The sequence below is a fragment of the Halorubrum sp. AD140 genome (genome assembly GCF_034497445.1).
Taxonomy (GTDB): domain Archaea; phylum Halobacteriota; class Halobacteria; order Halobacteriales; family Haloferacaceae; genus Halorubrum.
This window is the reverse complement of sequence record NZ_JAXRUU010000077.1, coordinates 1-11,837: the sequence shown is the minus strand read 5'-3', so window position 1 is coordinate 11,837 and position 11,837 is coordinate 1. Positions and strand designations below refer to the sequence as shown.

12 protein-coding genes are annotated in these 11,837 nt (G+C 71.2%); 9 read left to right on the top strand and 3 right to left on the bottom strand.

The features are described 5' to 3' along the window. Positions 1–343 (bottom strand): transporter (locus tag U4E84_RS14800; protein ID WP_322532886.1); only part of this gene is annotated, 343 nt, incomplete at its 3' end. 125 nt (positions 344–468) lie between these two features. Here U4E84_RS14800 and U4E84_RS14795 point away from each other — a divergent pair. From U4E84_RS14795 to ppk1, 8 genes are all read left to right on the top strand, one after another. Further along, on the top strand, positions 469–1,182 hold the full coding sequence (locus tag U4E84_RS14795) for a helix-hairpin-helix domain-containing protein (protein ID WP_322532885.1): 714 nt from the start codon (positions 469–471) through the stop codon (positions 1,180–1,182). A gap of 97 nt (positions 1,183–1,279) precedes the next feature. Beyond that, on the top strand, positions 1,280–3,100 hold the full coding sequence (locus U4E84_RS14790) for an anthranilate synthase component I family protein (RefSeq protein ID WP_322532884.1): 1,821 nt from the start codon (positions 1,280–1,282) through the stop codon (positions 3,098–3,100). Then, a complete protein-coding gene (locus tag U4E84_RS14785) occupies positions 3,093–3,725 on the top strand; it encodes an aminodeoxychorismate/anthranilate synthase component II (protein ID WP_322532883.1) in 633 nt (210 codons plus the stop codon). The genes U4E84_RS14790 and U4E84_RS14785 overlap by 8 nt, the downstream gene beginning before the upstream one ends. After that, positions 3,718–4,635, top strand: a complete 918-nt coding sequence (locus tag U4E84_RS14780) for an aminotransferase class IV (protein WP_322532882.1) — start codon at positions 3,718–3,720, stop codon at positions 4,633–4,635. Before U4E84_RS14785 ends, U4E84_RS14780 begins: the two co-directional genes overlap by 8 nt. Before the next feature lie 180 nt (positions 4,636–4,815). Beyond that, the gene (locus U4E84_RS14775; protein WP_322532881.1) at positions 4,816–5,415 is read left to right on the top strand and encodes a hypothetical protein; all 600 of its coding nucleotides are present in this window, start codon (positions 4,816–4,818) and stop codon (positions 5,413–5,415) included. Between the two features lie 109 nt (positions 5,416–5,524). After that, the gene (locus U4E84_RS14770; protein WP_322532880.1) at positions 5,525–5,995 is read left to right on the top strand and encodes a Rieske 2Fe-2S domain-containing protein; all 471 of its coding nucleotides are present in this window, start codon (positions 5,525–5,527) and stop codon (positions 5,993–5,995) included. A gap of 134 nt (positions 5,996–6,129) precedes the next feature. Then, positions 6,130–6,819, top strand: coding sequence for a metallophosphoesterase family protein (locus U4E84_RS14765; protein WP_322532879.1), 690 nt, complete (start codon positions 6,130–6,132; stop codon positions 6,817–6,819). A gap of 1 nt (position 6,820) precedes the next feature. Beyond that, positions 6,821–9,244, top strand: a complete 2,424-nt coding sequence (gene ppk1 / locus U4E84_RS14760; RefSeq protein ID WP_322532878.1) for a polyphosphate kinase 1 — start codon at positions 6,821–6,823, stop codon at positions 9,242–9,244. 14 nt (positions 9,245–9,258) lie between these two features. On the opposite strand, the gene U4E84_RS14755 is transcribed toward ppk1, so the two are convergent. Both U4E84_RS14755 and U4E84_RS14750 read right to left on the bottom strand, forming a co-directional pair. Then, complete coding sequence (locus U4E84_RS14755) at positions 9,259–9,705, bottom strand: DUF5788 family protein (protein ID WP_322532877.1); 447 nt, start codon at positions 9,703–9,705, stop codon at positions 9,259–9,261. Between the two features lie 82 nt (positions 9,706–9,787). Then, complete coding sequence (locus tag U4E84_RS14750) at positions 9,788–10,840, bottom strand: PAS domain-containing sensor histidine kinase (RefSeq protein WP_322532876.1); 1,053 nt, start codon at positions 10,838–10,840, stop codon at positions 9,788–9,790. Between the two features lie 114 nt (positions 10,841–10,954). On the opposite strand from U4E84_RS14750, the gene U4E84_RS14745 reads away from it, so the two are divergent. After that, entirely contained in the window at positions 10,955–11,722 is a 768-nt protein-coding gene (locus tag U4E84_RS14745; RefSeq protein ID WP_322532875.1) for a YkgJ family cysteine cluster protein, read from the top strand. Positions 11,723–11,837 lie beyond the last annotated feature (115 nt).

Genomic DNA, 11,837 nt, shown 5'->3' with positions numbered 1-11,837 from the left:
CCTCCAGTCCGTCGACCAGCTTCCCGCTCGCGACCTCGACGAGCCCCGTGATCAGGAACCAGAGCGCGAGCATCGTCAACACGAGGTGCCCGCGACCGGTCCCGGTGAGCGACTCAAACGTGTACAGCGTCCCCGCCATGTGGCCGCCGGACGCGAGGAAGGCGAGGGCCGCGACGCGGGTGATCCACCGGAGTCGACCGACGATCGTCCCGAGGGCGTCCGCGTCGACCTCGCCGCGGAGCGCCGGCGGGAGCACGGCGAGGGTGACGAACAACACGCTGCCGGTCCAGAGGATCGCGAAGCCGACGTGGATCGACCACACGACCGAGTTGACGATGGCCATGTCCGTCAGAGGGACCGACGCCACTTATAAACCGGCGAGACCGATTCGACAGACGGCGACGACCGAGTCGCGAGAACGGCCGACGGCGAGGGCTTTTAAATATCCCACGGGCGTATGTCACGTCGATGGCTCTACTGCAGAAGATCAAAGAGAAACTCGGGTTCGGGACCGGTCGGGCCGAACGCGACGAAACGGAGACGGAAGTGACCGTCGAGAGCGATCCGGCGGCCGAGACCGGTGACGAAGCCGAGCAGGGTGAGGGAGTCGAGAGCGGAGGCGAACCCGCCGAGGAGGACGACACAGAGCCCGTCGCGGCCGGAACCGAGGCGGCGGCCTCCACGGAATCGCTCGTGGACGACGGCGAGGAGGGGGAAGCCGACGCGATCGACGACGAACAGGACGAAACCTACGCCGACGCGATCGACGACGAAGGAGACGGAACCGACGTCGACGACGAAGGAGACGAGACCGACGTCGACGACGAAGGAGACGAGACCGACGTCGACGACGAAGGGGACGAAACCTACGCCGAAGCGATCGACGACAACGACGAAGCGGGCGAACTCGACGTCGAGTCGGCTGCTGACGACGCGACCGCCGCGGAGCCGGCCGAGGCCGCGGGCGGCGAGGGTGACGCGGTCGCGGTCGACGACGACGACGTCGGTACCGACGTCGAGAACCTCAAGGGCATCGGGCCGGCCTACGCGGAGCGGCTCGCCGAGATCGGCATCGAGACGGTCGAGGACCTCGCGGCGGCCGACCCCGCCGACGTCGCCGAGGGGGCCAGCGTGGGCGAGAGCCGCGCCGCGACGTGGATCGAGCGGGCGAGCGAGTTCTGAGCCGCGGTCGCAGGCGGGCGAGTTCCGGGGCGGTGGCCGGAACGAGCCGCGTGAGATGGACCACAACTGTTTCGTCGCCTCCGCCGAACCGAGTCACATGCATCGATCGGCACACACCGACCGGAGCCGCTTCCGCGCGGTCGCCGCCTCGGCGCCCGCGGGAGCCCGCGTTCCGGTCGAGCGCCGAGTCGCCGTCGACGACCCCTTCGCGGCCTACCGCCGCGCTCGCGACGGGCCGGGGGGGTTCTTCTACGAGACCACCGGCGGACAGCCTGGGTGGGGGTACTTCGGCGTCGACCCGGTCGAGCGGCTGGCCGTCTCGGGGGAGGCGGTCGTCGCTGGGGGGATCGAGGACGACGTCCGCGACGGCCCTGACGAGGAGGGGTCGGACGCCGCCGTCTCGAGCCCGACCGGCGACTACCGCCGTCCGAGCCCGACGCTCGCGGCGCTTCAAGGGCTTCTCGACGGTGAGGCCCTCGCGCGCGGCGACTGCGAGGTGCCGTTCCCCTGCGGCGCGTTTGGCTGGCTCTCCTACGACGTCGCCCGCGAGCTGGAGTCGTTCCCGCCGTCGGCTCCCGAGGGCCCCGGCGCCGTCGACGACCGCGGGCTCCCGCGGCTTCAGGTCGGCGTCTTCGACCGGGTCGCGGCGTGGGAGTGTCCGGTCTCCGGCGACGCGACCGGCGGGGAGCCGGGAGCCGCCGAGGACGCCACCGTCGTCCTCCGGGTGACCGCCTGTCCGCACGTTCCGGAGGGGCTCGACGACCCGGTCGCCGACCGCGACGCGCTCGACGCGCTGTTCGACGCGGGCGCGGCGCGCGCCGCCGAGCTCGTCGACCGGATCGAGACGGGCGAGCCGGGCGTCGGCCCCGCGCCCGATCCGGACGCGTCGACGGCGACGTTCGAGAGCGACGTCGGCCGCGAGGGGTACGCCGAGGCGGTCCGCCGGGTGAAGGAGTACGTCCGCGACGGCGACACGTTTCAGGCCAACGTCTCCCAGCGCCTGCGGGCGCCCGCCGCGGTCCACCCGGTCGAGGCGTACGACGCGCTCCGGGCGGTGAACCCCGCGCCGTACTCGGGACTGATCGAGTTCTCTCGGGGGGCAGGTGCCGGCGGGAGCGGGGACGGCGCCGGCGGGAGCGGGGACGGCGCCGGCGGCGCCCCGTCCGGCGTCGACCTCGTGAGCGCGAGTCCGGAGCTGCTGCTCGAACGCGTCCCGACAGACGACACCGACCGCGGCGCCCGCCTCGTGACGGAGCCGATCGCCGGGACGCGGCCGCGCGGGGCGACGCCCGCCGACGACGCCGCGCTGGAGGCGGAGCTGACCGGGGACGCGAAGGAGCGCGCGGAGCACGCGATGCTCGTCGACCTGGAGCGCAACGACCTGGGGAAGGTCTCCCGGTTCGGCACGGTGGACGTCGCGGAGTACCGCCGCGTGGATCGGTACAGCGAGGTGATGCACCTCGTGAGCCTCGTCGAGGGGGAGGCGCGCCCCGACGTTGGCGTCGCCGACGCGGTCGCGGCGTGTTTCCCCGGCGGGACCATCACGGGCGCCCCCAAGCCGCGGACGATGGAGATCATCGACGAGCTAGAGGAGACGCGCCGGGGGCCGTACACGGGCTCGATGCTCGCGGCGGGGTTCGACGGCCGCGCGACCCTGAACATCGTCATCCGGACGCTGGTCCGCCGCGCCGCGGAGTACCACCTGCGCGTCGGCGCGGGAATCGTCCACGACTCCGAACCCGACGCGGAGTACGAGGAGACGCTCGCGAAGGCGCGGGCGCTGGTGACTGCGACGGACGACGCGCTCGCCGCCGGCGGGATGGCCGTGAACGGGGGCGAGGCCGCGAGCGGAAGCGGAGACGTGAACGGTAGCGAGACCCCGGAAGACGCCGAGGGGCCGGAGGCGAGCGATGGCTGACCTGTCGCCCACCGAGGCCGGCTGGCGGCCGGGCGTCGGCGACTCCGACGTCCGGGTGCTGGTCGTCGACAACTACGACTCGTTCGCGTACAACCTCGTCCAGTACGTGGGCGAGGTCGCCGGCGCGGTCGCAGTCAGGCGGAACGACGCGGTCGACCTTGAGGGGATTCGCGCGCTCGACCCCGACGGCGTCGTCGTCTCGCCGGGGCCGGGAACCCCCGCCGAGGCGGGCGTCTCGACCGCCGTCTTCGACCTCGAGCGGCCCGTGTTCGGCGTCTGTCTCGGTCACCAGGCGCTGTGTGCGAACCGCGGGAGCCGAGTGGGTCACGCGCCGGAGGTCGTCCACGGGAAGCCCTCGACGGTCACCCACGACGGGTCGGGCGTGTTCACCGGGCTTCCGGACCGACTCCGCGTCGGGCGGTACCACTCGCTGTGCGTCGAGCGCGACGACCTCCCCGAGGAGCTCGTCGAGACGGCTCGCACCGAGGACGAACGGGAGGTCGTGATGGGCGTGCGTCACCGCGACCGCCCTCACGTCGGCGTGCAGTTCCACCCCGAGAGCATCCTCACGCCGCGGGGGAAGGCGATGGTGGCGAACTTCGTGGAGGCGTGCGAGGATGCGTGAGGATTCGCGGGAACGGCTCCGCTACCACGTCGACGGCGAGCTCGTCCCCGCGAGCGAGGCGACCGTCTCGGTCGAGGACCGCGGGTTCGCCTACGGCGACGCCGCCTTCGAGACGATGCGGGCCTACGGCGGCGACGTCTTCCGCTGGGAGGACCACGCGGCGCGGCTCGCCGACACCTGCGAGACGCTCGGACTCGACCACGGCCTCGCGGACGCCGACCTGAAAGCCCGGATCGACGAGACGCTCGCCGCGAACGACCTCGCGGACGCCTACGTGAAGCTCTCCGTTACCCGCGGGGTCCAGCCCGGCACGCTCGACCCGAGGCCGGAGGTGGACCCGACCGTCGTCGTCGTCGCGAAGCCGCTCCCCCGCGGCGGGGTCGACTCGGAGCCGGTCCACGACGGACCGGCCGCGATCCAGACGACGAAGACCCGCAAGCCGTCCTCGCGCGCGCTCCCGGCCGACGCGAAGACGCACAACTACCTCAACGGGATCCTGGCCCGACTGGAGCTCCGGGTCACCGGCGCGGACGAGGCGCTCATGCTCGACCCAGACGGCAACGTCGCCGAGGGCGCGACCGCGAACGTCTTCTTCGCGGACGGGACCGCCCTCAAGACGCCCTCGCTCGACGGGCCGGTCCTCCCCGGCGTCACCCGGCGAACCGTGATCGAGATCGCCGAGGAGGAGGGGATCCCGGTGGAGGAGGGGACGTACGCGCCCGACGCGGTCCGCGAGGCCGACGAGGTCTTCCTCACCAACTCGACGTGGGAGGTCCGCCCCGTCGAAACGGTCGACGGGCTCGCGGTCGGCGGAGACGGCGTGGGAGCGGAGGGACCGCTCACCACCCTGCTCTCGCGGCTGTTCGACCGGCGCGTGGAGGAGCGGCACTACGACGGCGAGCGGTCGTGAGGGCAGGACGGCGGGCGGTCGCGAGGGCAGAACGGCGGGCGGTCGCGAGGGCAGAACGGCGGGCGGTCGCGAGGGCAGAACGGCGGGCGGTCGCGAGGGGAGGGGCGCGGATCGAGCCGTCGTGAGGCGAGGTGGTCCGCAACCACAGGCCTATGCGGCCGGAGCGCGTAGTTCGGCGTCATGGCAGACGACAAGAGCGGCCGCGACAAACAGGCCCGAGACGAGGAGCGACGCCAGCGCGAGCGCGAGATGAACACGGCGGTGGAGCGCGGCGACGAGCCCGAACCGGCGGTCGACACCTCGGAGCTCGCCTACTTCGAGACCGGGCTCGAACCGCTGACGTTCCCGGCGACCGGGGCGGAGATCGTCTCGGCGGTCGGCGACCGCGAGATCGAGTCGACCGTCGGCACGTACGCGGTGGCCGACCTCCTTCCCGCCGTCGACTGGGAACGGTTCGACTCCCCCGAGGAGGTCAGGGTCAGGATACGGCGCCCCACGATCGCGGCGGCGATGAAGCGGGTCGTCGAGGCGAGCGATCGGCTCCCGAACGAGGAGTTGGACAGGTCACAGCGGGACGCCTACGAGCGGACGTTCGAGGCGCTGAAAGCGATCGACGCCGACGACGAGGACGAGGGGATCAGGGTCGTCGCCGACTGGATCGTCGAGCGGATCGGCGAGAAGGAGACGATCCCCGGATCGAGGGACGTGCGCCGCCGGGCGGCGGAGTTCTGCCGGACGAACGGGTACGAGATCCGGAACGACGAGTGGCTCGGGGTCTGATCCGGCGGGGCCGAACCGACGGCTCGCGAGGGGGCCGGACCGAGGATTGCCGGCAGAGCGTTTCGGCCGGACGCGGAACGTTCAAACCGGCGGCAGGCCACGGACGCGTATGGACGCGGACCGCCGGATCGCCGCCGTCGAGGAGATCCCCGAGGACAGCACGCTGCTCGTGACGCTGCGGCCAGTCGATCCCGAGAGCGTCGACGACGGCGAGGGCGACGCTGGCGAGGCCGAGGACGGGACCCCCGAAGCGGAGGCGATCCTCACGCGGGCGGCCGGCGAGGTGCGCGCGTTCCGCAACTACTGTCAACACTGGACCGACGTGCGTCTCGACAAGGACGACGGGGCGTTCGTCCGCAACGGCGAGGTGTTCTGCCAGAAGCACGGCGCGACCTTCGAGGCCGACGGCGGCTACTGCAACTTCGGCCCCTGCGAGGGCGCCGTCTTGGAGTCGGTCGACGTGGCCGTCAACGGCGACGGCGTGTACCTCACCGACGACGCCTACGAGTTCGTCAGGCTCGGCCGCTCGCGCCGCGACGGGGACAGCGGCGACTCGCGGATCGATTTCACCGGGAACTGAGCCGAGGGCGACGCGAGACGCCGGAGGATTCCGCCCGGGGGGGATCGAAAGCGAACCGACAGCGGTCCGGTATATAGCCGTATATATGTCTCTTAGTGGTGTTTATTATCCGAACGGGCACAGTATGAATCGTAATGGATCGTTTCCACCCGGAGGTCGAACCGCTCCACCTCGACATCGATCTCGACGAGTACGAGGGCGCGTACGTCGTCGGCGACGTGCACGGCTGCCCCGAGCCGCTCGACCGGCTGCTGTCGACGCTGGGGGTCACCGACGACGACCTCGTGGTGTTCGTCGGCGACCTGGTGCGCAAGGGTCCGGACAGCGCGTCGGTCGTGGAGCGGGTCCGGGAGGCGCCGAACATGGTCACCGTCCGGGGAAACAACGAGGAGAAGCTGTTGCGCGGCGAGAAGTCGCTTGATCCGCTGAGCGACGAGGACCTCGCGTGGATCGAGTCGCTGCCGGTCGCGATCACGATGGGGGAGAACCTCGTCGTCCACGGCGGGGTCGACCCGCGGAAACCCCTCGCCGAGCACACGATCGACGACCTCGAGAACACCCGGTCGCTCGCGCCCGGCGGGAGCTACGACCCGCCGTACTGGTACGAGGAGCACGCGGGACCGCCGCGGGTGTTCTTCGGCCACACGGTGCTCGAGGAGCCGTTCGTCTCGGAGTGGGCCGTGGGGCTCGACACCGGCTGCGTCTACGGCGGGACGCTGTCGGCGTACGACCTGCGGGCGGAGACGATCACCGCCGTGCCCGCGCTCCGCGCCGGCGTCGAGCGGAGCGACGCAAAGATCGTCGACGTCGCCGAACTCGGCTGAGATGACCGGCCCGGACGACGCGGCCGACGGCGGTGCCGTCGACGGCGGGGACGGCAAGGAGGTGGGCCCCAGCGTGGTCGAGAACGGGACGGAAGACTCCGACACGGCCGGAGAGTCGACGGAAGCCGACGGACGCGACCCCGAAACCAGGGCGACCGACGCCGAGGACGTCGGCGGCGTCGTCCTCTCCCCCGAGACGTGGCGGAACGCCGCGCCGCCGCGCACTCCCCCGATCGCGGCGGACCCGCCGCCGACCGGCGAGCCGTTCGACGACGAGCGGTGGTACCTCAACCGCGAGCTCTCGGAGCTCGCCTTCCAGTGGCGCGTCCTCCACGAGGCGACCGACGAGAGGCAGCCCCCGCTCGAACGGCTCCGGTTCCTCACGATCCTGACGCGGAACCTCGACGAGTTCTTCATGAAGCGGATCGGCGGGCTCAAACAGCAGATCGACGCCGGCACGACGGAGCCGACGGTCGACGGCGCGACGCCGCGCGAGCAGTGGACGGCGGCGCTCTCGATGGCCGGCGACCTGTTCGAGACCCAGTCGCGGTGTTTCCACGAGGCGGTGAAGCCGGCGCTCCGCGAGGCCGGCGTGGAGATATTGGAGTACGACGAGCTGCGGCCGGCGGAGGTCGAGCACCTCCGGGAGCGGTTCGAGTCCTCCGTCCTCCCGACGCTCACCCCGCTCACCTTCGATCCGGCACACCCCTTTCCGTTCCTCTCGAACCTCTCGCTGTCGCTGGCGATCCGGACGCGGAAGCCGGACGGGACGGTCCGCTTTTCGCGGATCAAGGTGCCGGAGAACCTCCCCCGGTTGGTCCCGACCGATCCGGAGCTCCCCGCCGACGGCGAGACGAGGGTGGTCCCGGTCGAGCGCGTCATCGCCGCCAACCTCGACCTGGTGTTCCCGGACATCGACGTCGTCGACCACTCCACGTTCCGCGTGACCCGCAACGCCGAGGTCAGACGCAACGAGGACGTCGCGGAGGGGCTGATAGACCGGATCGAGGACGTGCTCCGGCAGCGACGGTTCGCGACGCTCGTCCGGATCGAAGTCGACGAGGACACGCCGCAGGCGGTCCGCGACCTCCTCGTCGAACACCTCGACGTCGAGGAGCAGGAGGTGTTCGAGCGGTCCGCCCCGCTGGCGCTGGCCGACTTCGGGAGCCTCTACGACCTCGACGCGCCGGACCTGAAGGCTCCGGCGTGGACCCCGCAGAAGCACCCGCGGTTCGCGGGCCTGAACGCGAAGCGGTCCGAGGAGCTGTTCGAGGCGATCCGGGAGCGGGGCGCGCTCGTCCACCACCCGTATCACTCGTTTACCGACACCGTCCAGACGTTCCTCGACGCCGCGGCCCACGACCCGGACACCCTCGCGATCAAGGCGGCGATCTACCGGACCGCCCCGGACTCACGGGTGCTCCGGAGCCTCATCGACGCTGCGAAGAACGGGAAGCAGGTCGCGGTGATGGTCGAGCTCAAGGCGCGGTTTGACGAGGAGAACAACCTCAGGTGGGTCAAGCGGCTCGAGGAGGAGGGGATCCACGTCGCGTACGGGACCGTCGACCTCAAGACCCACAGCAAGGTCGCGCTCGCGGTGCGCGAGGAGGGGTCGGACGTCCGCATCTACTCGCACGTCGCGACGGGGAACTACCACTCGGAGACCGCGAAGGGGTACGTCGACCTCGGGCTGTTCACCGCCGACCAGGACATCGGTCAGGACCTCGTCCGGCTGTTCAACTCGTTCACGGGCCACTCGCGCAACCGGAGCTATCGGAAGCTCCTCGTCGCCCCCGAGACCCTCCGAGAGGGGCTCTACGACCTGATCGACCGCGAGCGCGACCACGCGCTCGCCGGTCGAGGGGGCCGCATCGTCGCGAAGATGAACGCCCTCGAGGACCCGGGCGTCGTCGAGCGGCTGTACGAGGCGGCCGAGGCCGGCGCGGAGATCGACCTGATCGTCCGCGGCATCTGTCGGCTCCGCCCGGGCGTCGACGGCGTCACGGGGACGGTCCGGGTCCACAGCGTCGTCGGGCGGTTCCTCGAACACTCCCGGGTCTTCCGGTTCGGCAACACCGGCGACCCGGAGTACTACATCGGCTCCGCCGACTGGATGACGCGGAACCTCGACCGACGCGTCGAGGCCGTGGCGCCGGTCGAGGACCCGGAGCTGCGGGAGACGCTCGACGGGATCCTCTCGACGATGCTCGACGACAACCGTCGTCGCTGGGAGATGCGGCCGGACGGCAGTTACGTGCAGGCGAGACCGGGGCCGGACGAGGCGGTCCACGACACGCACGAGCAGCTGATGCAGCGGGCCCGCGAGCGGGCGCCGGACGATCGGCCCGGGACCGAGTCGAAGTCTCGTCGCGAGCCGAGCGTCGACCTCGACGGGGTCTTCACCTCCGAGACCGACTCGAACTGAGGCGACCGGGGCCGTCAGAACCGCGTGCGACCGCCCGTCCCGCCGGCGTCGTCGCGACCGAGCGCCTTCCGGAGGAAGCGCATCCAGCGCTTGCGGTCGGCCGCCTCCTTCCGCTTCGCCTCCGTCTCCGGGTCGGGGGCGTTGAGCCCCTCCAACGCCTCCAGCGCGCGGTCGATGCCGACGATCGACGCCGCCAGCTCCTCGCCGCGCTCGTAGCTCACCTCGTTCTCCTCGATCGGCTCCAGTCGCTCGATCCGTTCGCGCCGGAGGTTCCGCTTCGCCCGCTCGACGCGGTCGCGCTCGCCCGGCGGGACCGAGTCGCGCCGCTTGATCTCGAAGACGAACGACCGGAGGTCGATCGACTCCCCCTGGATCTCGATCTCCTCGGGGATCTCCGCGCCCACCGTCGCCGCCTCGCGGTTGACGCGTTCTAAGAGCCCCTTCCGCTCGTACTCCTTCACGCTCGGTCGGTAGGACGCGGTCGCACTTCGCTCCTTCGGCGCGAGAGGGCGACCGCGGCGCGGCCACGAACCCGGCCCCGAACTAGGCCTCGTCGCTCGGTCGATCTCTGGGCGGGAGGTAGACCCGAACGCGGTTGCCGCGCGGTTCGCGTCGCTCGAAGGTCAGTTCACCGCCGAGAGACTCGATACACCACTTCATCACAAACAGACCGACGCCGGTTCCGTGACGGGTGCTCGTCAGCTCTGAGAACGTGTCGAGCGCGTCGGTCTCGATCCGCGGAATGTACGGGTTCCTGTCGTCGACGCGGATCTCGACGCGGCCGGTGTTGGGAGAGGGACAGACCGTCACCTCGACGATCGGGTCCGGCTCGTCGGCGTGACAGGCGGCGTTTTCGAGGGCGTGACGGATCGCGTGGTCGAACGCGGCGTCGACGTGGATCCACATCGGCCGCCGCTCTTCGACGGCGAACGCCACATCAGGGTACATCGGTTCAAGGACCGTGACGACGTCGCGAACGGCGTCGGCCGCCGGTCGGTACGAACGGTGCGTCTCGGTCTGGACGGCGGCCTGTTGGATCTCCTTGACCGACGTCGCGACCGCTCCGAGATCGAGGGCCGTCGAGCGGGCTTTTTCGGCGGCGTCGCGAACGCTGTGGCGGTCGGTCTCCCGCAGTATCTCCCCGGAGTAGCCGACGAGCTTGTTCGCCTCGTTCCGGAGGTTGTGACGGAGCACTCGCCAGAACAGCGTCTCTCTGCGACTCGCCGCGTAGTGGTCGGAGGCGTCGCGCACCTCGGCGAGAACGTGCGCATCCCCTCCTCCGTCCCACTCCGAGAGCGACACGCGGACCCACGTCAGCTCGCCGTCCCCCCGCTTGATGCGCCACGGAAATCGCTGCGGCTCCCCTCGCGCCGCGTCACGGAGCCGTCCGGCGAACTCCGCCTCCGAGAACCGATAGGTGTTGGCCGTGTAGCGACCTGGCGTCGTCTCTCGTAGTTCGTCCGCCGCGTATCCAAACAGCGACTCGAACCGGTCGTTCGTTCGCTCGATCGTCGCGTCCTCGGCGTCGTACAGCGCGATCCCTATAGAGAGCGCGTCGTACTCCGACGGAAACTGTACTCGTGGTTCCGCGGCCATGTGTGACGCTGATCGGAGCGGGACATGACTGTTGGTAAGAGGAATATATACCTCTCCATGGTCGTAGAGAACGTCGAGGGCAGGGATTAACTCGCCCGCGCCGCAAGCGATCCCATGGAGTCGCTCGAAGCCGAGCTCGAACGCGCCCGCGGGCTTCCGGTCGACGAGCTCGCCGACGCCATCGAGTCGATCGGCTTCGAGTGCACGCGCTGTGGCGGGTGCTGTACGGGGTACGCGCCCGACGAGCCGGGGGGTGCGCCGGCGGGAGAGGGGAAGGGGGAGGCGGACGCCCCCGCCGACCCCGACGCCCCCGCCGACCGGGAACCCCACACGGCCACCGTCTTCCCGGACGAGGTCCGCGACGTCGCGGCCGCGGCCGAGGAGCGGTTCGGCGAGCCGTACGACTGGCGCGACGTCGCCCGCCCGATGCCGTTCGGGCTCTCCGAGACCGACGGCGGCGAGCAGAGGGGCGAGACGTTCGAGTGGGCGCTCGCGACCGACGACTGTGGCGACTGCGCCTTCTACGAGGAGGCGGACGGGACCGGAGCCTGTACCGTCCACGACTCCCGGCCGCTCATCTGTCGGACGTACCCGTTCAGCGTCGCGCTCGACGGGACGAGCCAGCCGATGGGGGAGGCGGTCGACGCCGAGGGGATCGTCCGCGCCCACGAGTGCGAGGGACTCGGTCGCGAGGTCTCTCGGGGGGACGCCGAGGCGCTCGCCGCGTCGCTCAAGGAGCGCGCGGTCCGCGAGCTGGAGGAGGCGATCGGCGTCCGCGACGGCTACGACCCGGCGGCAGCCGAGCGCGCCGACGGCGACGTCGTCGTCTTCGACTCGGAGGGGCCGAAGGAGGCCGACGGGACGCCGGTCGACGGGAACTGAACGGGGAGCGCCGTCACCTTCACACGACGTCGAGCGCCGCGTCGACGTCGGCGGCGATCGCCTCGCGGGCCGCCTCGTCGGGGAGCGTGAGCGGCGGGCGGACCCGCGGGTCCGG